The organism is Mesorhizobium tianshanense (genome assembly GCF_007830515.1).
Classification (GTDB): Bacteria; Pseudomonadota; Alphaproteobacteria; order Rhizobiales; family Rhizobiaceae; genus Mesorhizobium; species Mesorhizobium tianshanense.
This window is the reverse complement of sequence record NZ_VLKT01000026.1, coordinates 1-26,810: the sequence shown is the minus strand read 5'-3', so window position 1 is coordinate 26,810 and position 26,810 is coordinate 1. Positions and strand designations below refer to the sequence as shown.

The 26,810-nt window shown below is 61.2% G+C and carries 23 protein-coding genes and 4 pseudogenes; 12 read left to right on the top strand and 15 right to left on the bottom strand.

Annotated features, from left to right (window positions below):
- Positions 1-15 precede the first annotated feature (15 nt).
- Entirely contained in the window at positions 16-1,728 is a 1,713-nt protein-coding gene (locus tag IQ26_RS20525; RefSeq protein WP_145720176.1) for a ParB N-terminal domain-containing protein, read from the bottom strand.
- Between the two features lie 284 nt (positions 1,729-2,012).
- Positions 2,013-2,750 (bottom strand): competence protein CoiA family protein, encoded by a 738-nt coding sequence (locus tag IQ26_RS20515; protein WP_145720175.1) that lies wholly within the window; start codon positions 2,748-2,750, stop codon positions 2,013-2,015.
- Positions 2,751-2,892: 142 nt separating this feature from the next.
- On the opposite strand from IQ26_RS20515, the gene IQ26_RS20510 reads away from it, so the two are divergent.
- Entirely contained in the window at positions 2,893-3,072 is a 180-nt protein-coding gene (locus IQ26_RS20510; RefSeq protein WP_145720174.1) for a hypothetical protein, read from the top strand.
- A gap of 32 nt (positions 3,073-3,104) precedes the next feature.
- Here the strand turns inward: IQ26_RS20510 and IQ26_RS20505 are convergent, their stop codons facing one another.
- The 5 genes from IQ26_RS20505 to IQ26_RS20485 form a co-directional block, all read right to left on the bottom strand.
- Positions 3,105-8,195 (bottom strand): Eco57I restriction-modification methylase domain-containing protein, encoded by a 5,091-nt coding sequence (locus tag IQ26_RS20505; RefSeq protein ID WP_145720173.1) that lies wholly within the window; start codon positions 8,193-8,195, stop codon positions 3,105-3,107.
- Positions 8,196-8,307: 112 nt separating this feature from the next.
- Entirely contained in the window at positions 8,308-8,706 is a 399-nt protein-coding gene (locus tag IQ26_RS20500; RefSeq protein ID WP_145720172.1) for a DUF3085 domain-containing protein, read from the bottom strand.
- A 9-nt stretch (positions 8,707-8,715) separates the two neighbouring features.
- A complete protein-coding gene (locus IQ26_RS20495; protein ID WP_145720171.1) occupies positions 8,716-9,321 on the bottom strand; it encodes a DUF1419 domain-containing protein in 606 nt (201 codons plus the stop codon).
- 335 nt (positions 9,322-9,656) lie between these two features.
- Positions 9,657-10,556: a DUF3991 and toprim domain-containing protein gene (locus IQ26_RS20490; RefSeq protein ID WP_145720170.1), complete on the bottom strand. Its 900-nt coding sequence runs from the start codon at positions 10,554-10,556 to the stop codon at positions 9,657-9,659.
- Between the two features lie 180 nt (positions 10,557-10,736).
- On the bottom strand, positions 10,737-10,919 hold the full coding sequence (locus IQ26_RS20485) for a hypothetical protein (RefSeq protein WP_145720169.1): 183 nt from the start codon (positions 10,917-10,919) through the stop codon (positions 10,737-10,739).
- A 365-nt stretch (positions 10,920-11,284) separates the two neighbouring features.
- On the opposite strand from IQ26_RS20485, the pseudogene IQ26_RS20480 reads away from it, so the two are divergent.
- Positions 11,285-11,762 (top strand): annotated as a pseudogene (locus IQ26_RS20480) (Ros/MucR family transcriptional regulator).
- 31 nt (positions 11,763-11,793) lie between these two features.
- Here IQ26_RS20480 and IQ26_RS20475 read toward each other — a convergent pair.
- Positions 11,794-12,690 (bottom strand): AbiU2 domain-containing protein, encoded by an 897-nt coding sequence (locus tag IQ26_RS20475; protein ID WP_145720167.1) that lies wholly within the window; start codon positions 12,688-12,690, stop codon positions 11,794-11,796.
- A gap of 273 nt (positions 12,691-12,963) precedes the next feature.
- On the opposite strand from IQ26_RS20475, the pseudogene IQ26_RS20470 reads away from it, so the two are divergent.
- The 7 genes and pseudogenes from IQ26_RS20470 to IQ26_RS20445 all read left to right on the top strand — a co-directional run.
- A pseudogene (locus IQ26_RS20470) lies at positions 12,964-14,112 on the top strand (Tn3 family transposase); the annotation flags it as partial.
- A gap of 16 nt (positions 14,113-14,128) precedes the next feature.
- Entirely contained in the window at positions 14,129-14,794 is a 666-nt protein-coding gene (locus IQ26_RS20465; RefSeq protein ID WP_145720166.1) for an IS110 family RNA-guided transposase, read from the top strand.
- A gap of 565 nt (positions 14,795-15,359) precedes the next feature.
- Positions 15,360-15,737: a hypothetical protein gene (locus IQ26_RS20460; RefSeq protein ID WP_145720165.1), complete on the top strand. Its 378-nt coding sequence runs from the start codon at positions 15,360-15,362 to the stop codon at positions 15,735-15,737.
- A gap of 16 nt (positions 15,738-15,753) precedes the next feature.
- The gene (locus IQ26_RS39165; protein ID WP_156090941.1) at positions 15,754-15,915 is read left to right on the top strand and encodes a hypothetical protein; all 162 of its coding nucleotides are present in this window, start codon (positions 15,754-15,756) and stop codon (positions 15,913-15,915) included.
- Between the two features lie 501 nt (positions 15,916-16,416).
- A pseudogene (locus tag IQ26_RS20455) lies at positions 16,417-16,632 on the top strand (integrase core domain-containing protein); the annotation flags it as partial.
- Positions 16,633-16,693: 61 nt separating this feature from the next.
- Positions 16,694-17,221 carry a helix-turn-helix domain-containing protein gene (locus IQ26_RS20450; RefSeq protein ID WP_145720164.1) on the top strand — a complete coding sequence of 176 codons (528 nt, stop codon included), beginning with the start codon at positions 16,694-16,696 and terminating at the stop codon, positions 17,219-17,221.
- A 52-nt stretch (positions 17,222-17,273) separates the two neighbouring features.
- Entirely contained in the window at positions 17,274-17,546 is a 273-nt protein-coding gene (locus IQ26_RS20445; RefSeq protein WP_145720163.1) for a hypothetical protein, read from the top strand.
- Between the two features lie 18 nt (positions 17,547-17,564).
- On the opposite strand, the pseudogene IQ26_RS20440 reads toward IQ26_RS20445, so the two are convergent.
- From IQ26_RS20440 to IQ26_RS20410, 6 genes and pseudogenes are all read right to left on the bottom strand, one after another.
- Positions 17,565-17,920, bottom strand: a pseudogene (locus IQ26_RS20440) (helix-turn-helix domain-containing protein); the annotation flags it as partial.
- A 77-nt stretch (positions 17,921-17,997) separates the two neighbouring features.
- On the bottom strand, positions 17,998-18,681 hold the full coding sequence (locus IQ26_RS20435; RefSeq protein ID WP_145720162.1) for a hypothetical protein: 684 nt from the start codon (positions 18,679-18,681) through the stop codon (positions 17,998-18,000).
- 173 nt (positions 18,682-18,854) lie between these two features.
- A complete protein-coding gene (locus tag IQ26_RS20430; protein ID WP_145720161.1) occupies positions 18,855-19,721 on the bottom strand; it encodes a recombinase family protein in 867 nt (288 codons plus the stop codon).
- 539 nt (positions 19,722-20,260) lie between these two features.
- Entirely contained in the window at positions 20,261-20,617 is a 357-nt protein-coding gene (locus IQ26_RS20420; protein ID WP_145720160.1) for a DUF6176 family protein, read from the bottom strand.
- 518 nt (positions 20,618-21,135) lie between these two features.
- Positions 21,136-22,020, bottom strand: a complete 885-nt coding sequence (locus tag IQ26_RS20415) for a nucleotidyl transferase AbiEii/AbiGii toxin family protein (RefSeq protein WP_145720159.1) — start codon at positions 22,018-22,020, stop codon at positions 21,136-21,138.
- A complete protein-coding gene (locus IQ26_RS20410) occupies positions 22,013-22,588 on the bottom strand; it encodes a type IV toxin-antitoxin system AbiEi family antitoxin domain-containing protein (protein ID WP_240547186.1) in 576 nt (191 codons plus the stop codon). Before IQ26_RS20410 ends, IQ26_RS20415 begins: the two co-directional genes overlap by 8 nt.
- 541 nt (positions 22,589-23,129) lie before the next feature.
- On the opposite strand from IQ26_RS20410, the gene IQ26_RS20400 reads away from it, so the two are divergent.
- On the top strand, positions 23,130-23,597 hold the full coding sequence (locus IQ26_RS20400) for a VOC family protein (RefSeq protein ID WP_145720157.1): 468 nt from the start codon (positions 23,130-23,132) through the stop codon (positions 23,595-23,597).
- Between the two features lie 218 nt (positions 23,598-23,815).
- Here IQ26_RS20400 and IQ26_RS20395 read toward each other — a convergent pair whose 3' ends face one another.
- Positions 23,816-24,994, bottom strand: a complete 1,179-nt coding sequence (locus IQ26_RS20395; RefSeq protein WP_145720156.1) for an MFS transporter — start codon at positions 24,992-24,994, stop codon at positions 23,816-23,818.
- 103 nt (positions 24,995-25,097) lie between these two features.
- Between IQ26_RS20395 and IQ26_RS41110 the strand changes: the two genes are divergently transcribed.
- Positions 25,098-25,994, top strand: a complete 897-nt coding sequence (locus tag IQ26_RS41110) for a LysR substrate-binding domain-containing protein (protein ID WP_162458023.1) — start codon at positions 25,098-25,100, stop codon at positions 25,992-25,994.
- Positions 25,995-26,310: 316 nt separating this feature from the next.
- Positions 26,311-26,810, top strand: a 500-nt coding sequence (locus IQ26_RS20385) for an inositol monophosphatase family protein (protein ID WP_276316437.1), incomplete at its 3' end; no start/stop codon positions are given.

The window sequence follows — 26,810 nt, the reverse complement described above, 5'->3', positions numbered from 1 at the left end:
AGAAGAGACGCGTTGTTACTCGGCGGCCTCGCGGAAGCCGTCGGCGTAGTCGTCGTCGACGTCGTCATGCGCCGGCTCAACGATCGCATCGCCGTCGAGTTCGTCCTGGTCCGTCGGCGTGCCGTCGTGCTCGGGCTGCTCTTTGGCCTCGTTCTTCTTCAGCCAGGCGGTGAGCTTTGCCTGATCTGGGGCGAACAGCGCCGACGGATGGACGAAGTGGCCCTCCTTGAAGTGCTCGACCAGGGCCGCGCGAGTGTCCTTGACCTTCTGCCGGGGCAGAACCGACGTATCCGCGCAAGAGGCCTCGAGCGCCGGACGGGACAGGCACGACAGGAAGTCCTCCGTTCCCATGTTGGCTAAGAAGGTGTCGGCAGCGATAACGTTGCCTGCGACACGGGCGACAACGCCGCTCGCCGAGCGGTTTTCCCGGCACGACAAGACATCGATCAGCACGGACCGCGCCGCAATGCGCAGCGTGTCCATGTCGAAGTCGAGCTTGCCGTCCTGGTCGAACAGGCGCGTGGCGTGTTCGACAAGGCTTGCCGCCCCGTAATACGAGATGTCGCGGGCGCCGGACGCCACGGTCACGTTCTGGCCCGCGAATGCGAGAACAAGCAGCGCCATCAGCGTGTCGTCCTCGATCGGTGCGCGCGACAGCGCCTCGTGCAGAGCATCGGTACGCAGGTCGCCAATCATCTCCATGCCTTTGCGCGTGACGTCCGGTCGCGTGTTGACCACGATCGACGCATCGTCGCCCTCGGCCACGGGCTGCTCGCCCTTCTTGCCCTTGGGCTTCTTCACCTCCGGCATGCGGTACGCGACCGACTGCACCTTGCCGTCACGGTCGAGATACATGGCCGTGCAATCGGACTTGCCGGCCCTGCCATAGACGCGTTCGGCCTTGGGCGGCAGTTTCGGTTCGCCCCACTGACCAGCCTCGACGATCACGCCGCGCTTGGGCAGGCTGTTGGCCATCCACTCCTGTTGGGCGCCGAGATAGGCTTCGACGTCGGTGGTGTAGCGGCTGTCCTCATCGGCCGGTGCGAACAGGTCCTCGACCCAGGCGATGCCATAGGCCTGCGCGAGATCGTCGCCAAAGCTCGCATGCCTGGCGAACATGCGCGTCTTCTGCAGGCCCTGCGCGACTGCCCACCACGACACCTGCGGATCGGCCTTGGACGGCTTGTGCTTCTTCCAGACCTCCTTCTGGTCGTCGAGCGAAGCCGACGCGATGGTGCGCAGCTGCCGCTCATCGGGTATGTCGCCCTTGGCCATGTGGTCCAGCATCGCTGGCAGCACCTTGGCCAGAAGCCGAAGCTTGCGGATCTGGCGCACGGGCAAGGCCAAAGCGACGGCAATCGCTTCCTCGGTCCAGCTGAGAGCAACCAGGCGTTCGATCGCCCGCCACTGATCGACAGGATTGAGCTGTTCATGAGCCAGCGTTTCCGCCAGCGAACGCATGGCGCCGCCGTCCTCGGCCCGTTCGATCACCAGCACGGCGATCTCTTCCAGACCCGCGGCGATGGCCTGCTTCACACGACGATGGCCGGCGTCGATGACATAGCCATTACCGCCATCGGATTCCGGGGCAACCACGGGCGGCTGTACGATGCCGACGGCCTTGATCGTGGCCAGCAGCAGGGCGTCGGCCTGCGGGCTGGACTTCGAGCGCCGCGCCTTGTCGGGGTTATCCTTCAGCGCGCGCGGATCGACAAATTTCAGTTCCATGGAAATGCTCCTTCACGGGGTTTCCGGACACCGCCTATCGCAGCGTCCTTCCTCGTCTTCTTCCCGAAGACACCCCCCGGCCCGCGGAGCGGACGGGCCGGAGCAACTGCGGCCGAGCATCCCTGCCGGGCCGATCAAGCGGGGCTTACAGCCCTGCGCAGAGCGAACGGTCGGGATCGCGAGCGGCGCGGTTGAGCGTCAGCGCCGCCGGCTCGTCCGATCTGCGAGCGGGCATTTTCCTCCTTCCTCGTCCTTTCCTCCCTTCCCCTCTCTCCGACGTTGATCTAGAACCGGACCATCCGAGGCCGGCGCCGCCACGATTTGTATCGCGGCTTCCACACTGCTTTGACCGGATATCGGCGCGCCTCCTGCATCGCCTGCACCCGAGCCACCCTGAACCTTTCGGCGAGCGCATAGACTATTTTCCGGGAAGCGAGGATCTGCGGCCGATGGTACGCGGCGTGAACCAGATTCTGCCGCTGCAACGCAACAACGACTGCATGGCCATCGGCACGTCCCGGCAGCAATCCCCACAGATAGCGGCGCTCGACCGGAGTGTTCCGTCCTGGCGGTTCCGTACCTGCAAAATCGAAGAACACCGGAGCGCGGCATTCGAGCCAGTCGCGTGGGAAGCATTCCGCCGGGAACGGCGTCGTATATATTCCCTGCAAGGGCGAGCGGCGCAGTGAAGGATGGCCTTCCGAAAAGCGCGGCAAATCCCGCTTCAGCCGGGTTCCGTCCACGATCCAGATCATGTTGCCGTAGAAGCTTTCGCGTGCGGCACGTTCTTCAGAGCGCAGATGCGAATGCTGGAATTCGAGGGCGAGGCCGTGATCCGTCCTCACATCCGCAATATGCCGCTCGCCCCTGGCATCGTGCTGGATGACTTCCTGCCAGACGGGCGGGAACTGACCTTTCCAGTTCCGATGCCAGGGCGTTTCCGGCTCCCACCAGGGATCGCAGGTCCGTACGCCACGATTCGCCCAATGGTGGATGCGCTGGTCGCCGCACTTCGATGTCATGGGCTGTCCGCAACCAGGGCAAGCGCCAGTCAGACCGGATTCGGCTTCGCGCCGTTCATTGTTCACCAATGCGTACCGCATGGATTCTCCATATGGGTTGAGGCAGCCGCCTTCCGGGCAGCAGCCAGATTGTTCTTGTTGAATGGAAATCGCTGTGCAGCGCGGCCAGCATATGCTGGTGCTGTTTCTTCTTATCTTCGGCGTTACGGGATTCCCGCTCACCGGTTATCGGGATGGCTTGGTTGAATGCCTGGCGCCATCCTTTGCTCAGACACCTTCAACCTACCGAAACCTTGCCGCCGGTCAATGCCTGACGCAATGACCTGCAATGACCGGCAGCCTTCGTCGCTCCTGCTATGCAGCAGCGCGCTGATCCTGACAATCAACCGAAGAAGCAAGACCGGCCTCGATTCCCGCAAGCTGCCGACGCTTTTCGGTGATCTCGCCAGCGAAAGCGAACTCGCCGCCCTCACGCGAGCGATAGGAGGTGAGCCGGCGCTCGGTATCCCCAAGACGCTGGCGGTATCGTTCCTGCTCCCCCTCGAATCCGGCCAAGGCATGCTCGAGCCGGGCGATGGCGCCAAGCGGCGCGGTCGTGACAGGGAGCTCGATTTCATAGTCGGCGCCGCTCCGCATCAGCATGGTGGCATAGCGGTAGCTGTCCTTGCCGAAACGCTCGCCGGAATATTCGAAATCGAACCCGCCGATGGAGGCGATAGTGGTTCCGCCTTCCTGCTGAAGCTGCACGAGAGTCAGGATTTCCTTCATCAGCGCACGACCGGCGAGTTTGCGCTCCGTGAACGCGTCGCCCCCGACCACCATGCTGAACCCATCGCCGGTCGTGGGCACGAGGCGCTCGATATCCTGTCCGATCTCCTCGATGCGGCGCGTCGAGTATTCAATCTCACGCTCGGCATCGCGGATCTGCCGGCGAACCGCATGTTCGTCGTCGATATGCGCGGCACGAAGACGTTCCAGCCGGGCGATGTCCGCTTCGAGCCCTGCTTTTTGCATCAGGCGCGGATCACCCGAGGCGATCGCCTTGGCCATTGCGAACTGGTTGGCCTGCCCCTCGCCCATATCCTCCAACCGGCGGATCGAGGTGTCGCCAGATAGCGCGGCAGTGATGAACCTGGCCTTGCGCTCGTTGTTCTGCCACATCTGTGCGTCCATCGAGCCTTCCGTGGCGTAGGCGAAGATATCGATGACATCGTGCTGGTTGCCCTGCCGCAGGATACGACCTTCGCGCTGCTCGATCTGGGAGGGAAGCCACGGCACGTCGAGATGATGCAGCGCCTTGAGGCGGAGCTGCGCGTTGACGCCGGTGCCCATCGTGTCGGAGGAGCCGACCAGGAACCGGACCTTGCCGGCCCGCACATCACCGAACAGGCGCTGCTTGGCCTCGGACTTCTTGAAGTCCTGCATGAAGGCAATTTCCGATGCCGGAACGCCCCTGCGGATCAGTTCATCCCTGATCCAACGATAGGCCGAGAAGCCGCGGCTTTTCTCGACGCTGATCGTGCCGAGATCGGAGAAGATCATCTGCGCGGCGCCCGGAAGCTCGAATGGCTTGCCGTCGGCGCGGACATAGGTGTTCTCCGCCGTCTCCTGCCAGATGCGGAAGCCGTTCGAGATGAGGTCGTTGAGCTTGTTCTCCGGTTCATCGTCATTGTCCGGATCGACCAGGCGAAGATCGATAGCGGCATGGCGGCCGTCTGTAATAACCGAGAGCAAGATGTCGTCACCTGGTTCCGGCGGCCGTTCGCGCTCCTCGATGGCCTTGATGCGGGCGTCGAGTACCATCTGGTAGCGCTTGAAGGCGGCAGACGGCTTGGCCGTGATGATCTGGCGTGCGCCGGTCGAGAGCGTGGGAACCTTGACGTATTCCCGAAGATCCTCCGGCATCACCACATCCGCGAAGGAGCGGAACATAGCGATCAGCTCGGGCACGTTGACGAAGGTGGCGAAGCGCGTCACCGGCTTGTATTTGCCGTTAGGCTGGAGCTCGAGTTCCGTGGTGACGTCGCCGAAGGTCGAAGCCCAGGCGTCGAACTCGTGCAGGCCGCGCTGAAGCAGCGCCTCGTAACCGAAATAGCGCTGCACCGAGAACATCTCGCCAAGCGTATTGGTGATCGGCGTGCCGGAGGCCAGCACGAGCGCCCGGCCCGGATTCTTCGTCTCCACGAACCTGGATTTGACATAAAGGTCCCAAGCCCGCTGGGAGCCGTTCGGATCGACGCCCTTGAGCGTCGACATGTTGGTGGCGAAGCTGAGCTTGCGGAACTCCTGCGCCTCGTCCACGATGATCTGGTCGACGCCGATCTCGGAGATTGTGAGCAGATCGTCCTTGCGAGTTGAGAGCGCTTCCAGACGTTCCTGCAACCCCTCCTTCAACCGCTCGAGGCGCTTGCGCGAGACGCGGTCGTCGCTTTCGATTTTGGTCAGCAACGTCTCATAGAGCTCCAGCTCGTCATGGATCATCTGTTGCTCGAAGGCCGACGGCACGCCGATGAAGCGGAACGCGGAATGCGTGATGATGATCGCATCCCAGGTCGCGGTTGCCGCGCGCGACAGGAAACGATGGCGCTTGTCCTTGCTGAAGTTCGTCTCATCGGCCACGAGGATGCGCGCGGTTGGATAGAGCGCCAGGAACTCGCGCGCCGCCTGTGCAAGGCAATGGCCGGGAACGACCAACATGGCCTTGGCGATCAGGCCAAGCCGGCGCTGCTCCATGACGCCCGCGGCAATCGTCATGGTCTTGCCGGCGCCGACGGCATGGGCGAGGTAGGTCGAGCCGGCCGAGACGATGCGCCAGATGCCGCGCTTTTGGTGCCCATAAAGAGAAAAGGCGCCGGAGGCGCCTGGAAGTTGCAGGTGATCCCCGTTGAACCTTCGGGGAGCGATGTTGTTGAAGCGGTCATTATAGACCCGCGCCAGCCGGTCGGTCCGGTCGGGATCGGACCAGATCCAGTTCTGGAAAGCGGTCTTGATCTTCTGCAGCTTTTCCTTGGCGGCTTCCGTATCCACAACATTGAGCACGCGCTTTTCAGCATGGCCCTCCTTCATCGTATCGAAGATCTGCGGCACCCGGCTGTTCAGCGCGTCGGCTATGAGCTCGCCGGCATGACGGCGATCGGTGCCCCATTCGGACGTGCCGGCCGCCATCCATCCCAATTGCCGCGCCTCTACGGTCCACGATGCTAGCTCCGGCATATGATGGATCCTGATCTCGGCACCCATCGTCTCCTTGACGAAGGCGGCAACATCGGCAGCGGGAATCCATGGAGCGCCAAGACGGGCGGTAATATCGGAAGGCCGAAGATCGGCCGGCTGAACCTCGACCAGGGCACGGACATTGCGCTCGAAGACGGGGGCGAGTGCGGCAGCGGCTTCTGCGGCCTTGAGCTTGTCGCGGACCTGACCGGAGAGATAGGCGTCGGCCGTTTGCCAGGAACCGGTCTCGGGATCACGAAAGAGGGCGTCACCCAGCTCGCCAATGACGTCATCGACATCCTCATGCAGCAATTCGGCGATGTGATCGATGTCAACATGGCCGCGTTCGTTGAGCACGACGGCAAGCGCATCGGAGGCCGATGTGATGATCGGCGCGGAGGGCGGGGCGATGACGCGCTCGGTGAAAATCGGACCCGGCCGGGCGGTATTGGTTTCGAGATCGTAGTCCTCGATGGAGGCGACCAGCCAGCAATCGGGGTCGTCGAGGTAGGGCTGGAGATTGGGCCGGCGGTGCGTCTCGCGGACCTCGCCCGTTTCCGGGTCCTCCGTCGTGGAGACGATGGTGGTGTTGATCGGACCGAAGGCTCGGACGAAGTTCGACCAGGCGATGCGCAGCTTGACTTGGGCCGGCTTCCAGGGCCGGTCGAACTCCTGGGCCTTCAGGACTTCACGCACGGCATCACGGATGGGGATCAATTTGCGGATGATCCGCGCGTGCTTTTCCGGCACGCCTTCGCTCGCCCTGCCCTTGCGTACGGTGATGGTCACAGCAGCGCCATCGATCATCTGCACGAGGGCGGTATTTTTCGCGACGAAGAAACTGCCCTCGCGGGCGGCGGCGCCTTCCGGCAGGGCATCGACGACATCGGCACTGTCCTCGGCGTCATGATCAATCTCGTCCGGCTCGCCGTCATAAATGGCTTCCGGAAGGAGGGAGATCGCTGCACTGAGCGCCCGCTCCAGATCGACACCGGGATGGGGTAGGCAGGAATAGGCCTCGCCGTAAGGCCCCGAGATAGTGGCATGCGTGCCGAGCACGAAATCCGGGTGCTTCGCGAACCATCGGTTGACGCGGATGGCGCCCTCGTCCTCCGTCGCGGACCGGACTTCCTCGGTGTCGAGCCATGACAGGTCGCCCTCTGGCTCGCCGGTCTTGCGCTTGCGGAAGAAGAGGATGTCGACCACGACGTCCGTGCCGGCGTCGGCCCGAAAACTGCCCTCGGGCAAGCGGATCGCAGCGATCAGGTCGGCCGACTTCGCAATGTGCTTGCGCGCGGTGCTGTCTGCCTTGTCCATCGTGCCAGAGCTGGTGACGAAGGCGGCAAGGGCCCCCGGCTTTAGCAGATCGACCGACCGGGCAATGAAGTAGTCATGCAGCCGCAATCCCATCGACCGATACGCCCGATCGGAGCGCACGGTTCGATCCGAAAACGGCGGATTGCCGATCACAAGATCGAAACGTGCCGGCAGGTCGGTGCACGAGAAATCACCATTCACGATACGGGCACGAGGCTGCACTAGCCTGGCAATGCGCGCCGTGACGGGATCGATCTCGACACCGGTGACATGGCTCACGCCCCGTCGGTCTTCGGGCATCAGCGCCGGGAACAGGCCCGTGCCAATGCCGGGCTCGAGCACACGGCCCCCACGCCAGCCGAGACGCTGCAATCCCGCCCAGATTGCCCGAATGATGAACTCCGGCGTAAAATGCGCGTACTGCGTGCAGCGCGCGAGCGAGGCATATTCCTGGGCCGTCACCGCATCCTGCAGCTCCAATCCTATTTCATCCCAGCCCTTCCGGAACCCGTCCTCGCCCGGGCGGCGGAACACGGCATTGGCAAGGTCGGATGCAGCGAAGCCGGTGAACCGGATCAGCCGAGCCTGTTCTTCCACTGTCGCGGGACGATCCGCTGCCTCGATATCGGCAGCGAGACGGATCGCAGCGAGATTGTCGCGGGCGCGTTGTTTCCAGCCACGGGCCAGCCCACGATCGCCGGCAAGATGAAAGTTCAGTCCATGAACCTGTCGAGGCTTCGACGTCGGTTGCATGGCTGCACCCGCCGGCGTGACCGGCGAAGGCGCGGAAGGATCGGGATCATCGTCATCGTCCGGCCCGAAGTCAGCCGCGAAGGCCGTGACGCCAAGGCCAAGTCCGGACGAAATGGTCGTGCTGCCGAACAGGTCGATGGTAAAGGGGTCGTCATGCGCCATGTCAATTGTCTCCTTGTGATGAGGGCGCGCGACGTCGTTCCCGCGGGAAGTGGTCCGGCGAGTGAAGACGATCGCGATGTGGGAAATGAAGCGGGCGACGTTGCCCGCGATGTCAGCGGCGGTTCGGGATCAGCGAGAGGCTCGTCTCGGTCATCTCGACCCGGAGATGGGTGGCATCGGGCATGGCGTCGAGCAGACGCAAGACCTCGACAGCATCCAGAAACTCGATGCCGTCATCGCCCCCGAAATGCTGGCGCTTGTAATGCCAGTAGTCGGGATTGGTCGAAGGGTTGCATTCCTCGGCATAGCAAAGGAGGGCCTTCTGGCCCTCGGTGAGTTTGCCATTCGAGAGCAGATAGACCCCCTCGTCACCGACCAGCCAGAGGCCGGGTTTCTCGCCCTCGCCAGGCCGGAGACCGTAATAGGGATTACGGAAGCCGCCATTGGCGGCAGCATCGGATTGTCCGCGCGCGAAGATTTCGCGGACCTTTGCAACGGGAAAGGTGAACACAGCTCCACCTCAGGCCGCAATGCGTCCGGGCAGGTATCGAAGATGCACCGGCAGCTTCGCCGCGATCTCATCATCGGTGAGCTCGTCGAGCAGCTTCAGCATGGTGCCCTGCCGGCCGCCATAATAGAGCACCGTGCGCTTGCCGCGATGCTCCGGCAGCCAGCGGTCCCCGGCATAGCCACGGTATTCGTCGTGCGTGGCGCTCCAGATATGCTCCAGCCGCTCTTCGCGCGTCATCGCCTTCACCGGCCAGGACTCGCGCTCGACGATGGCATCGCGCATTTCGGCAGGCGATCGCGCGACATTCAGATCGCAATAGGCATGGAAGTAACGCGTTCTGGCGTCGATGCGCAGCGTGTAGAAGACGCTGGTGATGCTGTCGGTAAGGAACTCGCGCAGCGCGAACATCTCGCCTCGCATCCAGAGCGGTGGCAGGATCTCCAGCATGTAGTCGTGCTCGACGCGGCCGACTTCAAACCACTCCCCGCTATAAAGAGATCCGGCATCGACGTGCTCCCGGTTCGGGCGCTGCGCATGGCGGTCGAACAAACGGAACATCTGCCGGCGGTCGGCAATGCCCTGGTAGACTTTACGGATGGGAGAAAAGGGGTTCATCGGCGGGCTCCTTCAGCCTCGTCGGGCCGGAGCGCGGAGCACCCTCGTGGATGCCCATCATCTTCAGCCCTTCATGACCCCTCCCCTGCGGCCGCCTCTCCGTCCGGGCGGGTCAAGGGCCGGCGCAGCCGGGCGAAGCTTCACCCTTGCACGCGACCGGCGGGCATGCGGCAGCCGGGTTTCCTTTCCTTTTCTCCCTTCTTGCCCTCCCCAATTTGGCGGTGCGAACCGGCTGTCATGCCCGTGTGGGCGCACCCTTTCGAGTTGACATGACCATGGCAAAGCGCGGGCCGGCGATCTTCAATCCTGCGCCGGCAGTTGAGTGATCGGCGCCGTCAGGCGGATGCCGCGTCCTGCAGTATCGCGTTCCAGTCTTCGGCGAGCGGCTTCAGCCGCTCAAAGTCACAGGCGAGCGCGCCGGCAAGCTCACGCAGCCTCGACACGAATGCCTCGCCCTGCGGGTTGGCGTCGGTGGCCGCTACAAGCCGCGTGTTCGGCCTTCCTCCCAACAGGCGAAGAGCCGTGTCCGTCGCCGGCGACCAACCGCCGCCGGTGCTGGCATACAGCGTGTCGCGCCGGATCCGTTCGATCGCGGCCAGGCTCATGGCGTCGATCGCCGCTTCGGTGACGCAGATGCGGGTGGCTGCCACCGTCCCGAACCGGAACAACACCTTGCCGCCTCCGGCCGCAAAACCACGCCATTCCGGGCCGCGCTCCTCCCAGCCGGTAACGATACCGGCCGCGTCGCTGTGGGCGGCCCACATGCTGCCGCGCGGGCCTTCCCTCAGAACGTTCTGAGCGATCGCTGTCCGGATGACCTGTTCGGGAATGTGCCGCTCATCGCGCAGATAGCGCCAGGTCGCCGACCCGCGCCACGGCTTGCGTCGCGCCGCCCATCGTTCCGGGACGGACTGGTCGGGTTCGGTCTCCCGGGACTGCCGTTTCCATTCGGGCTCGCTCGGCACGAATCCCACAAGCGACGCTACCTGCACGAAGGCCTCCAGGAAATCGCCGCCGTCCAGATGCTGCACCAGCGAATAGACATCGCCCTTTGCATCCGACAACGGGTCGAACCATCCCTTGCCGTCATGGATGACGATGATGATATCATCGCCACGGCGGTATTTGACCGCTTTGCGGGTGCTTTCCTTGAGGTCGACCGCGAAGCCGCCGGTCTCCAGCACCGCCGCACAGCCGACCCGGCCGCGCAGCTCTTCTATATCCGCCTTTTCCATTCTTCTCTCCCGGCAGCCTTCCGGCCGGCCTTTCTCCAAGTCTATCTCTTCCACATAATTCGCGGAACACTCCGCGACCGCCGCGAAGAGCAAAGGGCGCAAGGGCGCGGCTTCCGCCGCGGCGCAGCCTCCCTTGCGGCCTGCCGCTCGCAAGCGGCACGCCGTGGCGAGGGGGCCGGTTCAATGAACCGGCCGACCTCCTGTGTATGGGCAGTATTCGAAGATCGCCTCGACCTCGTCGCCGTCGAGGTCTTCGGCAGGAAGAACGCCGAATTCGTTGTCATCGACCTTGAACAGGATGACCGGCGTCATCAGGGTGCGAGCGAGGTTCCAGGCGTGGCTCTGAGCGAGTTCGTGCGACATTTGTTTGGCTCCCGTGGTCGCGGGGACCATTCCCCGCTCGACAGGCGCCCGTCGGGTCCAGCCGGGACCGCGATCATCGCGATGGCGAAGCCATGAGCGACGGCACGCTTTGCGTAGTCCGACCCCGCAGCGGGTTGATCGGCAAGGTCCGGGCTGGAACAAGGGAATTAAGCCGAAAGAGCGGGAAATGGGCTCTGCACAGGAGCCACTTCACTCGGCACGAAACCTCGCGGATTCATGCCTGCAGCACTTGCGGCTGACTTATGCCGGCTTGATCAAGGTCTAGGCGAGGAACCGTTCTTCCTGTACCGACGATGCCGCCACGATAGTGGCGTCCGCACAAAGAACCCCATCCGGGCAACACCATGACCGTAGAGAATACGCAGGCAACATCGAGCCTGATCGGGCTGACCGCCGATGTCGTTGTCGCCTATGTGAGCAATAATCCCGTACCCACGAGCCAGCTCTCCAGCCTGATTGCCGAAACGCATACAGCGATCGCCACTCTTGCCGCTGGCGCCAAACCCGAACAACCGGAAGAAAAGCCGACCCCGGCAGTGACCATCCGCAAATCCGTGACGCGCGATTTCCTGATCTGCCTCGAGGACGGCAAGAAATTCAAGTCGCTGAAGCGCCACCTCGCCACGCATTACGATCTGACACCGGACCAGTATCGACAGAAGTGGAACCTGCCGGCCGACAATCCGATGGTGGCGCCGAACTATTCGGCGTCGCGCTCGGCGCTGGCGAAGACGATGGGGCTTGGTCGGAAAACCAGCGGCTGTCGAAGCTCCGCCGCCTCCCGCGGCCAACCGGAAGAAGATCGGGCTGAAGTTCAGCTGAAAGCAGGCGGAAGGGTGAAGGCAGGAAGCATTCAGAGACCCGCCGGATCGATTGACCAGTTCGCGACCTCGCGATCGATCACACGCCACTGTTCGGCCAGATCAGCGATGTCGGCCTTTTGTACAACCGGCTGATCGAGACCCTCGAACTGGTCTCCGATATATGTTGCAAGGCCCGTGCCGCCTTCATTTGCAAACCAGACCCCGGTCAGGTCGGCAACTTCCTTCAGCTGCTTAAGGGTCTTTCGCGCGTCGCGTATGTCAAAATCGTCGAGCAGCTTGTTAAGGCGGCTCTCCTTGTTGCCGGCATGGGCTACGTGTGTGCTGACATGCACCGCAATTCCATCCAGGGCCGCAAGGCGGGCCTCGATCCGGGTGAAGATCGCAGGATCGATGAGATCATCGGGACTACGCTCCAGGTGGGATACACCGCTTAGCGTATCGAAATGACGGTGCGCGGCTTCGCTCTTCATCAGTTCAGGATCGCCCCAGATGACCCCTCCCTTCGCCGCGGTGAGTTTCTCATGCTCTTCCCGGCGTAGTCGATCGAGATCGTATTGAGCATCCAGCACCTTCTCGACGTAGATCCTCCGGGTGATCCATCCGCGGCTTGTCTCGACGTCCTTTACGACGGAGCGGATCGAATACACGCCCTTCGGGCTGTTGAGGGGCGCTTTGTCCAGAAGCCGTCTTGTGCCTAGAAGCAGGCTCGACCAGTAACCTTCGGATATAAGGTTGAACAGCATTTGGTTGAGTGGCGGACGCGCCTCGCGCCTTTCGTTTGCGAGCCGCACGATCCTTACCGTCGTCCGGAAAGCAGCGTAGTTCCAGAGGAGATCCTGAACGGTTTTGTGGATGCCTGTCGTGTCGTCGCGAAATGCTTCACGCCAGCGGGATATGCGCTCGATCTGCTGTGCCGACCTCTGCATCGATTGACCTCGATCATGTCAATAAACTTCGCAGCATGTACTCTGAATCGCGCAATGCCGTGCAGGTTTTCGTGTATTTCACCATGCAATCACGCGACATTGTCCGGCGAGCTGCCGTTGCCGGCTCGCGGCGGCAATGGGACAGAAGCTGGCGATGAGCACGGAGCGTTGGACCAATCCCCCGATCACGACCGTCGATGATGGCGCGCTTCAATACGCTGGCGGACGAGCCGTTGGCTCACGTCGGATAAGGATATCACCGCTTCCGTCGATACGCGCTACGGTGATCTCAAGCAGGTCCTTGTACCGATGACCTCGGCGCAGGCGAATGCCAGGCTGGCTGTTCCTCTCGATCCGCAAGCTTGTCTGGCTGACCGCAAGGGCCGCCTTGCGGATGGACTGAAGCGGCTGGCGCGGGCCGCTCGCCATGGGACCATCCCCCATGGCAGCATTGAAGATGGAACGTTGCGGATCGACCGATTAACCGCAGACGTTCCCGAAAACGCAGAGGAGTTGGTCCTCGATCTTTATCGTCGAATGCCATCCGTGCGGATCACAGACACTTTGCTGGAAGTTGACGCCGCGGTCGGATTCACCGACGCCTTTTCCCATCTGAGAACCGGGGTGCCGTGCGGCGACCAGATCGGCTTGCTGAATGTCCTGCTTGCCGAAGGGCTGAACCTTGGGCTTCGGAAAATGGCGGGGGCCTCGAACACCCATGATTACTGGCAGCTCTCGCGTCTTGCCCGCTGGCATGTCGAAAGCGAGGCAATGAACCAGGCGCTGCCGACGGTGGTTGCAGCACAGGGAAAACTGCCGATGTCCCGGTTCTGGGGTATGGGAACAACCGCATCAAGCGATGGTCAGTTTTTCCCTTCAGCTCGGCAGGGCGAGGCCATGGACATCGTCAACGCCAAATATGGCACGGAACCCGGGCTCAAGGCTTACACGCACGTCAATGACCAGTTCGCACCGTTCGCCTCACAGACCATTCCCGCGACGGTCAGCGAAGCACCATACATCCTTGATGGCCTGCTGATGAATGAGGCCGGCCGGCAGGTTGGAGAGCGATATGCCGATACGGCTGGGTTTACCGATCACCTGTTCGGGACCAGTGCGATGCTCGGCTATCGGCTCGTCCTGCGCATCCGCGACTTACCCTCGAAGCGCCTCTACGTGTTCAATCCCGCAGGGACGCCCAAAAATTTGCGCCAGCTGGTCGGCGGCAAAATCCGCGAAGAACTGATCGTTGCGAACTGGCCTGATCTGTTCCGTTGTGCCGCCACCATGGCTGCCGGCAAGATCAGACCGAGCCAGTTGCTCCGAAAACTCGCATCCTAACCGCGGCAGAACGAACTGGCGGCCGCGCTTCGGGAAGTTGGCCGCGTGGAGCGCACTTTATTTATCATAGCATGGATTCTCCGTTACGCTCGCGCGGTTGCTGCGTGCGGGTGAACTGACGGCGATCTGGGTTCCGGATGAAGATCACGAGGCGATGCGCGATCTGGTCAGAGCGCGGCGTCAGGCGAAGGGCGATCTTGTCGCTGCCCGGCAGATGCTGCTGGGATTTCTGCTCCGACACGGACGCAAATTCCCCGGACGGACGAACTGGACACGGATGCATTGGCGATGGTTGGGCGAACAAGCTTTTGGTTCGCCTCATCAGCAGTTCGTCTTCGGTGAATGCATTCGCCGTATCGAGGAAGCACAGGCCAGGTGCGAACGCCTGGACCTTATGCTTCAGGAGGTGATGGAAGGCTGGTCGCTGGCGCCGCTCGTGAAGGCCCTGCAAGCGTTACGCGGCGTCGGCCTTGTGATCGCGGCTACGCTCGTCACCGAGATCGGCGACCTCGCTCGGTTCCAAACACCAAAGCATCTTATGGGCTGGCTCGGGCTTGCGCCAACGGAGGCATCGAGCGGATCGCGAACGCGGCGCGGGGCGATTACGAAAACCGGGAACGGAGAAGCGCGCGCCATGCTGGTCGAGGCGGCATGGTCCTATCGCCTGCCGGCACGCGAGGAACGACGGTACAGGATGCGGGTTGAAGGTCTTCCGGAAGAGAGCAGATCCATCGGGTGGAAGGCGCAGGCCAGGCTGTGTTAGCGATACCGTCGGCTCTCGGCGACCGGCAAGCCGCAACCGAAGATCATCACTGCGATTGCCCGTGAGCTGGCAGGTTTTGTGTGGGACGTGAGCCGACATATCCAACCAGCTCGATGAGGATATTGACTCACCGGAGTTCTGATAACCACATAACAACCTGACCGGCGTGCCGCGAAATCCAGGCATGATGGGAAATCCTCGAGACACGTTGGGGCGAGCTTCCAGCTTATGCCCGTGCTTAGAGAGAGGAAGGCCCGCGACGAACATGGGAAATGCGGTAATCAATCCGCGGGTGAGAGCGTGATCAATCGTCGACCGATCGGATCGCGGCACACCTGTCAGGTTGAAATTTAATAACGCCGATGTAAACTCGGTGCTGCAACTCTATGCTTCCTTACCCCCATGACGGTCATGAGAGGGTATCATTTGGCCCCCAGCCGGAATCGACCCGTAGAAGGGCAGCCGCAGGAGGTTTAGCATAGCGCCGTCCGACGGGCGGAAACCGGGATCGACTGCCCCCGGCAAGCGGTTCTGTGTAACTTTGCAGACTTGGCCCGAAGCACTGTTGCTGCTACCTCTATTTGCAATGAACTGGCGAAAATACTTTGAACAGCTAAAACCCCATCGATTTGACGATTGGACAAAAGGACTGATCCGAACCTTGCTTGAAGGGAAGGATCTCAATCGTCTTGATGCGCGCACACAACGGCAGCTCCGTTCGATTCTGGTGGAATTCGAGCGAAAGCAGGAATGGCTAAAGGATAAGGAACCATGCCCGGCCTGCCAGGCAGAAGGCCTAGAGACCGTCGCTAATCCAGATGATGCGCCGATCGTCAAGAACGGTCGGGGATATCTGCCGACGAAGTGCAGATATTGCCATGGCATGCGATATCTGACCAAAAAAGATCGCAACTCTGACCAGAAACGCGCATCGCTGCACTAGTATCCTGCTCGCTGCGATGGACGACAACGACGCAGAGCGCGCACGTTCGCTGATCAAGGACGTTGAGTTCTTCAACGTGGACTCCGGCCACGGCTTCCACGTTGAAAAACCTGGAGGCTTCAACCGCATCATGCTGCGAGTTGGCTCCGGCCTGTCCGGCCAGCAATCACGGAGGTAGGTAGCATCATAACCCAAGCTGTCGCCGACGTACTGAGCGTCTGCAGAAGCGTCCCGAGGCTGCTTGTAGAGCGATAGCCGAAGACTAGGAGGGCATAGGCTGGCGTCACATCAAGTTTACCGATCGCCACACCGCGGTGGATTATGCTCACGTTCTGAAGGAGCTGGCTGAACTGGCCGACATCCACTTCGCCAGTGCCAGCCATTCTCGGGGTCACCGAGACTTTGTTCCGGACCTATTCCGCACAACCATTCAAACTTACAATCCCCTCGCATACGGTAGGCCGCGTGTTTGCAGCAGTCGCAATGATCCAGGAGCCAGTTCACATCCTCGCGCTCGCTGCGTCCGACGCTGCGATCACGACCGTCGGCCTCCACAAGGTGGGCCGCTATCATCGCCGAATACACGATCGGTGTGGCAGTTATCGTGGGGGCATCCTGGTGCGCCGGAAAAGCGGAACAATTGAATTGCCCTAACGCGTTCAGCAGGCCAACACCCAGCAGATGGCGGGACAATGTCTTCGTCGAGCGACTCTGGCGGTCAATTAAATATGAGGAAGTCTATCTCCATGCCTACAAAACCGTGTCCGAGGCGAGAGCTGGCATCGGCCGCAATCTGACCTTTTACAATACCCGACGCCCACATTCATCCCTTGACCGGCAGACGCCAGATCAGGCTTACTTCAACGCGCTGACGCCAATGAGGGTAGCAGCATAATCGAGGCGAGAATCCACTTAGCGAAACGCCCGAAACTGTTCAGACAAACCGAGACAGCTCTATGTATGACAAAGACATTACGACAATAGAGGTTTTGCCATTAGCGATTTTGACTGAGCTACCACGTCATCGAACAAGTGAAGCCGTGCCAATTCTCGATGTTATTGAAGTGTGGTTGTGCCGCCAATATAGCGGCAATCAGATTCAGGACGCTATTGAGTTTCTCCGGAAAGAGGGCTTGCTGTGCACCGACGATGATAACAGTCCGCCTGTCTATCCACGCTGCAGCGTTCTTTTCTCAAGTTCTATCGGTGACACTCTAGTTAAGAGGCGAGGCGAAGAATTCCCAACAGTGCCCGATCGTTTCGTCGAGGGCCTCAAGCGGTTAAAAGCATTGCGGGGCTGGAAAAACAAAGACTTGGCCAAACATCTTGGTGTGTCGGAAGCTTATATGTCCGAGATGATGCGTGGCATTCGAGACGTGAAGCTGTCCATGTTGGATCGCTTGAAAAAGAGTCTTGGCGTAACCACGCTCGATCTGTTCGGACCCGAAACGCGGCCAGAAGTCCAGCAAAGGCAGGCCTATTAAAGGAGAGAAGACGTCAGATATAGCGACAAAACGGATCGATCAGGCGCCAAGAGTGGCGACCGAGGAAGAGTTTCAGAGGGCAATATCTGACGCCTGTGACTTTATCGTCCGTCTCAAGAAATGTGGCCTCAACATCGTTCTGCCCGAAGATGAGGGCCAGTGCCAAGAGCGGTTCGAGGCGCTGGTCAATTTCTTGGCGACAGAAAAAGGCTTCTCAGATGAGCGCCCGGAATGGCTGACAGACGAGATGATGGAGCGGGCGGCCAGAACCATCGGCTCGCGTATCTACAGCATGCAGCAGCATCTGCGTGAGCGTCCCGTGTAGGAACGCATGAAGGCGCTGCTAAACGGATTCCAATATACGATCGCGGTAGCGCCCCCTGCCCGTGATCTCGCGCAGGCCGAGCTCGCCAACGAGATTGAGCGCGCCTCTGGTTGTCACTTTCAGCTCCTTTTAGATCATCGCGCGCGAGACGAGCGGTCGCGACAAGGCGTAATCGATGAGCCGCGGCAGCCTCGAGTGAGCGCGCTGCCCCTTCAGGCGTCGCAGCATCCGTTCCCGCGCCAGGGCCAGGCGGTCGTGCTCCTTCAAGCCGAGCGCGGCGGCTTCCGAAACTGCATCGAGGCAGGCAGATAGCCGGGTTGTCCGGTTGTCCTATCACGATGGCGCCGGCGTTCGCGGCTGATGACGCGCATGCCTGCGTTGAGGCCTTCACCGCCAAACTCAGGCCAGCGACGTTCATATCGGGTCAGGCGAAGCTTCTCGAAGACGCGGCTCATCTTGTTGCCCTGGCCCGGTCAATCGCCCTCTCAGTCTCGCGATTGGCGGAGTTGCTCTTCAGGCGGGCGCTGGCGAGCTCTAGGAGCGCGTAGGCTATCTCGTCCTCGGTCCAGCCGGATTCCGCGGCGCGCTCACCTAATTCCTGGAGGGCTGGTTCCAAGGCGAGCTGGCATTGAAGGCCGCGGTCCGGATGGTCGACCGGGCAGCTTGGTTGCACGATCGCAACTTTCGATCGCTTCATTGCAGGCCATGGGCTCTCGCCCCTCTCCTTTTGCCACACGAGGCGCGCCAGCTCACGTGTTGTTGGTGCGCGACTCGGCAACCGCTTCATCTTTTCAACCAGCCGCTCCAGCGATCCGGCGCGTTCCAACTCTGCAAAGAAATGATGCGGTGTGACGCTACCGAGCCGGTGCATCTCGGCCAGGTTCCACACATACGGATAGTCGACCATGAAATCGGATCGAGGCGAGGCCTTGGACGGTTCAGCCTTGGTCAGGATGCCGCCGCCCACGAGCCGATCAGCCTTTTCGATGATTTGGCGCACCCTCGTTTTCGACAGGCTATGTTCCTGCGCCAGGTCGGCGAAACTCTTGCCCTTCAGAAAGCCCTCGACCAGGGCGACGTTTCTATCGACGGTCGGGCTAAATCCCCAACAGGCGCGCAGTTTTTCCAGCATCATTCCGTTCGTTCATCCGGTTGTTCGCCCCCCTGCAAACCCTACCCGGCCAAATCAGCGCTTGGAAGACCACAAGACTCACATCATGGCCCGGTATACGTCGCTGCGAAAACGGCCCATTGACTGACCGAACAATCAGCGAACTTCCGTTCTGACCTCGGCACCGATGCGGGCAATCACCAGGATCGTTGCTGATCGCCGACCTCGCGAATGTCGGCTTCGACGGAACACCGGTAGCTCTCGGCAATGTTGAACAATTCCGTTTGAAGATGGTTGATTTCGTCGTCGAGGCTCGATCCGTCAGGATCGGTGTCGTAGGCAATGGTGAGCTGATAGTCGCATTCGCCGAGTGGCATCATGGCGTAATCGCGTGTCAGCATCGCCTCGATCTGTTCGCGCGCAGGCTTTCTACCGCGGCCTCTTTTGCTGAGATTCTCTATCGTCAGATGCAGCGTGACCGTGACAGACGGCGGCTTGTCCGGCAGCTCCGTCGGTGCGGGGAAAGTGCCGAGAGCGCGATAGACGGTCATCCTGGAGATTTTCAGGTCGCGAGCGATGCCGGCCTTGCTCTCGCCAGAGGCGACGCGGCGGCGGATTTCATTGTCATCGACAGTTTTCGCGCGGCCCGTGTATACCCCTTGGATCTTGGCCGCCTCGATGCCGGCCTTCTGCCGGTCCTTGATGAACTTCAATTCCATGTCGGCGACCATACCGAGCACCGTGATCACCATGCGGCCCATGTCGCCGGCCGTCGTCACCTCAGGTTCGAGAACGCGCAGGGATGCTCCCCTGGCGTCGAGTTCGTGGACCAGGTTCAGGACGTCGCGGGTCGAGCGGCCGAGCCGGTCGAGCCGCAGCACGACGAGCTCATCACCGGCCCGCAGGAACTGCATGACGGTTTCCAGTTCACCGCGCGCCTCGCGCGAGGCGCCCGAAACAGTTTCCGAGCGAACGACCTCGCAACCAGCAGCCTTGAGCCGGGCGATCTGGATGTCGAGGTCCTGATCCGTCGTGCTGACGCGGGCATAACCAACGCGGGCCATTGGCAAAGTCCGTAACATTAGGGTGGCTTTCTTGCCATAGCGTAACATTTCTAGCTTTTCCACTCTTTTGTGACGGTCCGCGCCTGTCACTTCGAGCCGTCACGTCGGGTGCACTCAAATGTTATTCTGTCGCAAAACTCCCCCGCGAGCAGCGCTGTTTTGCGCCCGAGTTTTGCGCCAAGCGTATGGTGCTGGATTTCAGTGTGCGACGATGGACGTCGAAAAGTTGGGATTTTCGTGACTGTTAGAACTGTAAGGCCAGGGGGCAAAACCGCCCCACTGGCCGTTAAATGTCCCTCAGAATACGTTGCGGCCGTCGCTCCTTGGATCACTGTTTACCAGATGAGGTATGTAGAGATCGGAGCGAGCCGTTCGCCTCCAGGTGATGTCCCTGGACGTAGATGCTATGGGGCGGTGCGGTGCCAGATCGAGTGTCAAATTCAGAAGTGCAGTGTAGCGCGCAAAGCAAAGTGCTATGAGGCCCAGTGCGCCCTAGCAATTCTGCGCGGGAAGGTCGCAGTTGGGGGTGGATAGGCGACTTACGGGCGGGCCTCAAAAAGCAGCTCGCACTCTTTGAAATGGGGGGCGCTGGCCCGATCAATGCATAGGGCCTCAATGCTTCTTGCGTCCCAAGAACGTTTAAATCGCCTATGCACCTCGTCAACGGACAGCTCAGATTTTGCTGCTACCGCGCGCGAGGCGGCGATATCATCCACATCCATCACTCCGATTACAAATAGCGAGGAATCGTGGCCCATGAACCACATTTCGTGCCTGACGCCCTCGTTGCGCAGGGCTAGCGAAACCTCATCGCCGTGATCTCGCATATAGGATGTCCACTCGCGGACAGTCTTTTCATCACAGGTCAAACGAACCTTTATCGCTCGGTAATTCATGGCCAAACATTTTTTATTGATCAGCCGATACTTTTTAGCAATCGGGCACAGTCCGCAATGGGGTCGTTCTTCCGCGTTCAGCTAGGGCCCCGTGGACAAAGGGCTGAGTTGGTAGAGCCGCGCGATGCTGTCTTGCGAGGTCGAGACGGTCTCGCTACCACACAGAAGCTGCGGGAGAGGCCCTTGTTGCTTGTTGCTAACCTATCAAACCTTTGATGTCGTAACGCGAACGCGTTTCGGCGGCAATCCGCTGACGGTGGTGCTCGACGCGGACCACTCGACAACAGATCAGATGCAGGCAGTTGGCTGAGCTCGCCGCCTCGACATAGTCGCGGGCGCGATTGGCGAGCCGTTCGAGATGGGCCGGTATGCCAGCCGTTTCGGCCGAGAGAGGGGAGGAAAAGGAATTGCGCGCGTTGGCCTACGTCTCGAAGGAAAGATCGACATCTGGCGCCGGGCTCTCAGGCAAAGCTGAGCCCTCCGCCCTCCCCAGTTATCCCGAAATGGAGATATCTGGCTTATGATTTTGAACTACTATTATTTGAACTGCGCGCTTGTACGGCGTGAGGCATCAGAAATCCCGCTAAACTGGCCACGACGTCTTCAAGCGTTCCCGGATTTACAGCCACATCCCTGACGAAGGCTCTCCACTGTCGCTGCTTTTGTTCATCGTTGGCGAACGCCGGCGTTAGTGCATCGGGCAGGTCGACAGGGATCGGCGTCTCGCGCCGCGCGAACGTTGCGGCAATCGCACGCGCCAGCCTGTCGTCGGCGAAATCGAAGGACTTGCTGAGAATCCAGATGTCGTAGAAATCCTTCATGCGGCTGTTCGCGCGTCCGAGCGCCACCATCGCCTGGAACTTCTCGGCAATGACTGTCTCGCGCACATAAGCACGCAGGCGCGGCGCGGAAAACTCCAGCATGGAGGGATAGTCGAGCATTTCCGCCCCGGGCTCCATCGCATCGCCAAAGCCGATGTCGATCGTCAGACTGATCCGAGCGCCGCTGATCGATGCCGTGGTCCGCAGTCGCAGGCCGCCATATTCCAGTTCCTCACGGATACGATCGACCTGGAGTGCGTCGACGTCGAATTCCACCCCGTCAGCAGCTTCCTGCGCCAGGATTTCGCGGAATGTCGCCAGCATCGCCTCGGGTTCAGGATCCCCGAGGCCCAACAGATCGAGGTCCCGCGTGCCACGATGGGGGTCGTCGAACCAGCTCATCATCAGCATTGCGCCTTTCAGAACGAAGCGGTCCGCATGCGGTGATTGGCCAAGCCGGAAGAGTAGCCGTTCGAGGGCAAAGCGCGTCAGGACGAGATCGAAGCTCTGGCCGCTTGCCTTAGCGAGTTTCAGCAGGCGGGCGCGCACTGAAGCACCGATATTCTTTAGCTCCTTAGCCATTGGCGGTCAGCGCCTCGAGATAGGGTCGGATGACCGTCGCAACCGCTCCTCGCTCGGCCTGCCTGGCAATTTCGCCGGGGGTCGTCTTGCGTTGACGCAGCGCTTCCTGGAGGCCTTCTATCGCCACGGATAGGCCGATCTTGTTCCGATACCGGAAGCAGTCGGCGATCGTCTTGGCGACGCCAAAAACCTTTACCGGCACGCCCTCGACGGTATGGGATTCGACGCCCTCCGTGAGCAGGCGGTCCGTGAAGCGCACCAGCCGAACCGGCGCGCCATCAGCCTTGGGGGCCCAATCTTTTTGGCCGATGGCAATCCACACCTGCCTTGGAAGCTGATCGGTAAGCTGATGGAACGCGAGGGCCGAGACGAGGCAGACCACACCCTTGGGCACGCGTTTCGCTGCCTCTGCGAGACTGTGGTGGGCATCGAGCGGCGCATCGGAGAGCTGATAAAGCCCCCGCGCGAGCCGGAGCACCTCGCCATCTCGCTCCATGCGGCTTATGGTGGCCGCGGTCACCCCCTCCGCGCGCAGTTCCGCCAGGCGCGCGATGCCGCGCGCTTTCAGCACGGTGTGGGCAATTCGGCGCTGGGATGCGGGTTCGGGCAAGATACGTAGGCTCGGAGTATGGCGTCTATTCTCCGAGGATTTGTATCACTCTACTTTGCTCTGGGAAAGATACAACAAAAGTGCGCAATGACGAATTAGACGCGATTCGCGCGGGTTGCCGTAAAAGAGCCTGCGCGACGGCGACCTCGCGCAAGCGCTGATGGAACTGGTGCAGGAGCCCTGCCGGAGTCAGGAGGAAAATACAGGAAGGTCCGGCCCGGAACGGCCGTGTCCCAAGCGTCCGCCCCTGCCGCATCCACATTCCGGGCAATCGGCGTCGGCACGAGGCTTTGAAAACGACAAGGAACGTGACCGGCTGTCATAGCGGGCGAAATCCGGAGATGCGCGAGGAGTTGCGGTGAATGTACGACACCGGGGACTATTCCATCAGTGGTCTGGCTGAATTGTACGCAGTGTCGCGCCCTACCGTTCATCGGATCCCGGGGCGGCAACAGCAATCGCAACCATCCCAGAACACGATTTAGGAGGCGCCAAGACTGTGGACGACCCGTTCAAACATGCAACTATCGGTTCTGGAGTTTTCTATCGGCAGCCAACTGCGGCGCTGGATTGGCTGGAGAAAGCATTTGGCTTCCGACGCAGTGTAGTCGTTACCGATAAGGACGAGAATATAGTTCACTCAGAAATGCGATTTGGCGACGCCTATTTGATCGTTGATTCCGAGTGGTCGCAGGATATCGCCAGCCCGCTTTCGGTCGGCGGCAGAAACACGCAGTCGGTCTATGTGAAATTGCCGCATGGAATAGACCAACATTGCGAGACAGCGCGCTTGGCCGGAGCTGAAATTGTCCAAGAGCCGGAAGACCAGTTGTATGGGAATCGTATTTATCGAGCCCGGGACCCTGAAGGGCATATTTGGACATTTTCGCAAACGGTCGCTCATGTGATCCGTGAAACCGCCGAGCACCTGAGCGGATGCAGGATCGAGGGTTGGCACCAGGACTAGCCTCGATCTAAAAACATGATCAGGCAACAGCCCGATCGGCTCGCACATTGAACACGAGCTGGACCTGGCAGATTTCGTGGCAACCGCGAGGTTCTTCCCTTGAAATGCTCGAGGGTCCGAGGCGGGACATGCGCAGCAGTCGCCCGCAGTCGAAGCCGATCGGTTGTAGTTGTCTTCGACATGCATTGCGAATGGCACGATCGAGCCATTGCGGACCATCAGCGGATTTGATGCTTCTGCCATTCCGGCTCGACCGGCCGGAATAGCCAGAGGCCACCGCAGAGCGCCGTCAGATAGACAACCGCTGCTGCCCCGAATAGGCCCTGCGCGCCGAGCCCATTCATCATGCCGCCGGCGACGACGGGGCCGATGACGGCAGCCAGAGCATAGACGGAGGCAAGGGCGGCGGTGGCCGCCGTCAGCTTCTCACCCCGGAAGCGGTCGCCGATCAGCGCGAGCGCAGCGGTGTAGAGCCCGTAATTCGCGCCACCCCAGACCAGCATCAGCCCGGCTACGGGCCAGAACCCCATACCTGATCCGGAGACCAGCGGCAGGGTGCAGGCGAGCGAGAGGCCGCAGCAACCAAGCACCGTGCGGCGGCGACCAGCCCTGTCCAGTGCCAGCCCGATCAGCGGCTGCCCGATCACCAGGCCGACATGGAACACCGTGGCGAGCAGCACCGCCTGCGAGATGTCGAAACCGCGATCGAGCATGATGACTGGCATGAGGCTAATGGCGACGGCATCAATCATCGAGGCGATAAAGAGAAAGCCGAAGGCTAAGGGAAAGGCTGCGATCGCCGACAGGACGTGGCGCCCCGATCCCGGCACGACCAAGCGGCTCACCGGCCGTTCCACCGCGGCGAAAGGGATCAGCGCCATTAGCGCTATCGCGGCGCAACCGAGGAGAAGCGCGGCCGGGTGGTCGGGCATCAGCGCGATCATCGCGGGACCGAGTACGAAACCGAGCGCATTGGCGGCGGTATAGACGCCCATGATCCGGCCGCGCCGCTCTGGCGCTGCGGCGGCGTTCAGCGCCGTTTCGGCGACGATGAACATGAGACCTGCACCGCAGCCCAGAATCATGCGGGCCGCAAAGACCGGCCAGAAGTCCCGCAGGAAGGCCAGCGCAATGAGCGCCACCGCCATCAACCCCACACCTGCCAGCGCCGTTCGACCCGCGCCCAACCGGCGGCCGAGGCCCGGCACCAGCACCACGCCGGCCATGAGGCCGAGGCCGGTCGCAGCCGTATTCAGGCCATTGAGCGCGCCTGACACCTGATCCGATAGCAAGAGACCCAGAAGCGGATAGGTGGTGCCCATCGCGAAGCCGTAGATCGTCACGCCGAGGATCAGCGCGACGATCATCCGGGTTTGGGGTTTCTGCGGTCGGGTCATGGCATCCTCGCGGTGTTGGCATGTCTCAGGAAATGCCGTGCAATTGCCTTTTGCTCAAGGAAATTATTTTGCCCCAAGCGTACGTTTTTGTTATACTACTCTCATGCGCAAACTGCCGAACCTCAACGCCACCCGCGCCTTCGAGGCGGCCGCCCGGCATGGCAGCTTCGCTGCGGCGGCGGAGGAACTGAAAGTCAGCCATGCCGCCGTTAGCCGCCACGTGCGCAATCTGGAGATGGAATTGGGCGTCGAACTCTTCGAGCGCCACGCTCGCCATGTCGTTCTGACCGGCGAAGGCGGCCTCTTCGCCCGCACCGTCGCCCGGTCCTTCGCCGATCTGGCGCTTGGTGTCGGGCATCTGAAGCGCGGCACGGCCAAGGGAACAGTCGTTCTGGATGTGGAATCCGATCTGGCGGTCGTGTGGCTCATGCCGCGGCTGACGGCGGAGACGCTGGACGCGCTGCAGCTCAACGTCGATCTCCGCTGCCGCCCCGACCCACCGCGCAGCCTGCCCGGCGATGTCGATCTGGTGCTGACCTGGGGACCGGCGGCGCTGATCGGCTTCCGATCCGAACCCTTCCTTGACCTCAGCGCCTTCCCGGTCGCCTCGCCCGCATTGATCGCGAAAGGCCCCGATCCTGCCTCACCTGGCTTCTACGCTGCGCACAGGCTGATCCACGAGCGCGGGCTCTACTGGTGGCGGCGCTATTGCGAAGCGGCAGGCGTCATGCTGGACGATGTCGACAACCACCTGTTCTTCAACCGCACGCATCTGTGCATCGACGCGGCGCTGCGCGGTCTTGGCATTGCCATCGGCGACCATCTCTCCTGCGGCCAGCATCTGCGGTCGGGGCGTCTTGTTCAGCTTCCCGGCCCGGTGCTGCCGGGACGGGAACAGTATCATCTGCTGACCCCTGACACGACGCACCTGTCACGACCCGCGCGACAGATGCGCGACTGGTTGAGGAAGGGCAGCGCAGAAATGAAAGGGACAGGCTGAAAGAACTCAGCCAACGTCTTGCCGGGCGGAAGCCCGCCCTTCGGAACGACTGCCCAGGGTCAGAAGCGATCCCGCCACTGAAATTAATGTGGCCACGATGATAGCGTTGCCGAGCCGCCCGCTCGGGATGTCGTCACGAACCAGTTCGTCACGCTTTGTCACCAGAAGCGAAGGCTTACGCACAGCGACACTCGTGACGGCTCACGACCCGTCTCAGTGCTTCCTGGTCGACGAAATCGACGGCTCGATTTGACCGCTACGGTCATTCGCTGGTTACAAAGTTCGGGCATTGGGGACTTTTATCGTGAGCCCGGAAATGTCTGAACTCGATAATATCCTTGCGGCGGCAATCAGGCTTGCCGAGGCTTCATCCTCCTGCGCAAAAAATGCCTGGCTGGGAGACATAGCCGTAACCTACAAGGCTGACGGGTCTTCGTTGACCGAGGCCGACCTGTCCATTGAAGCCACATGGCGGGATCGAATACGGCAACAGTTTCCCGCACACGGAATACTTGGCGAAGAATATGGATCGGATACCGGGACCAGCGCTTTCACGTGGGTTCTCGACCCGATTGATGGCACGCGCCAGTTCGGAACCGGACTGCTGAATTTTGCATCACTGATCGGTGTTTGCCGGGACGGCAGCCCCATTGTCGGGATTATCGACTTGCCATTGATGGATGCGCGTTACATCGCGGCAGAAGGCAGGGGAACGATGTTTGACGGACGTTCGGTCCGCAGTAGCAGGCAACGGGAAATTCAGACCGCCAGGATCAGTCTTGCCAACCCCGAGAGCTTCACCGGCGATGCCGCCCA

What these genes read in the sequence shown, in the direction of transcription:
- IQ26_RS20525 (WP_145720176.1), bottom strand. Translation starts at nt 1,728, where the DNA reads ATGGAACTGAAATTTGTCGATCCGCGCGCGCTGAAGGATAACCCCGAC.
- IQ26_RS20515 (WP_145720175.1), bottom strand. Translation starts at nt 2,750, where the DNA reads ATGACATCGAAGTGCGGCGACCAGCGCATCCACCATTGGGCGAATCGT.
- IQ26_RS20510 (WP_145720174.1), top strand. Translation starts at nt 2,893, where the DNA reads ATGGAAATCGCTGTGCAGCGCGGCCAGCATATGCTGGTGCTGTTTCTT.
- IQ26_RS20505 (WP_145720173.1), bottom strand. Translation starts at nt 8,195, where the DNA reads ATGGCGCATGACGACCCCTTTACCATCGACCTGTTCGGCAGCACGACC.
- IQ26_RS20495 (WP_145720171.1), bottom strand. Translation starts at nt 9,321, where the DNA reads ATGAACCCCTTTTCTCCCATCCGTAAAGTCTACCAGGGCATTGCCGAC.
- IQ26_RS20490 (WP_145720170.1), bottom strand. Translation starts at nt 10,556, where the DNA reads ATGGAAAAGGCGGATATAGAAGAGCTGCGCGGCCGGGTCGGCTGTGCG.
- IQ26_RS20485 (WP_145720169.1), bottom strand. Translation starts at nt 10,919, where the DNA reads ATGTCGCACGAACTCGCTCAGAGCCACGCCTGGAACCTCGCTCGCACC.
- IQ26_RS20475 (WP_145720167.1), bottom strand. Translation starts at nt 12,690, where the DNA reads ATGCAGAGGTCGGCACAGCAGATCGAGCGCATATCCCGCTGGCGTGAA.
- IQ26_RS39165 (WP_156090941.1), top strand. Translation starts at nt 15,754, where the DNA reads ATGGACGACAACGACGCAGAGCGCGCACGTTCGCTGATCAAGGACGTT.
- IQ26_RS20450 (WP_145720164.1), top strand. Translation starts at nt 16,694, where the DNA reads ATGTATGACAAAGACATTACGACAATAGAGGTTTTGCCATTAGCGATT.
- IQ26_RS20435 (WP_145720162.1), bottom strand. Translation starts at nt 18,681, where the DNA reads ATGATGCTGGAAAAACTGCGCGCCTGTTGGGGATTTAGCCCGACCGTC.
- IQ26_RS20430 (WP_145720161.1), bottom strand. Translation starts at nt 19,721, where the DNA reads ATGGCCCGCGTTGGTTATGCCCGCGTCAGCACGACGGATCAGGACCTC.
- IQ26_RS20420 (WP_145720160.1), bottom strand. Translation starts at nt 20,617, where the DNA reads ATGAATTACCGAGCGATAAAGGTTCGTTTGACCTGTGATGAAAAGACT.
- IQ26_RS20415 (WP_145720159.1), bottom strand. Translation starts at nt 22,020, where the DNA reads ATGGCTAAGGAGCTAAAGAATATCGGTGCTTCAGTGCGCGCCCGCCTG.
- IQ26_RS20395 (WP_145720156.1), bottom strand. Translation starts at nt 24,994, where the DNA reads ATGACCCGACCGCAGAAACCCCAAACCCGGATGATCGTCGCGCTGATC.
- IQ26_RS41110 (WP_162458023.1), top strand. Translation starts at nt 25,098, where the DNA reads ATGCGCAAACTGCCGAACCTCAACGCCACCCGCGCCTTCGAGGCGGCC.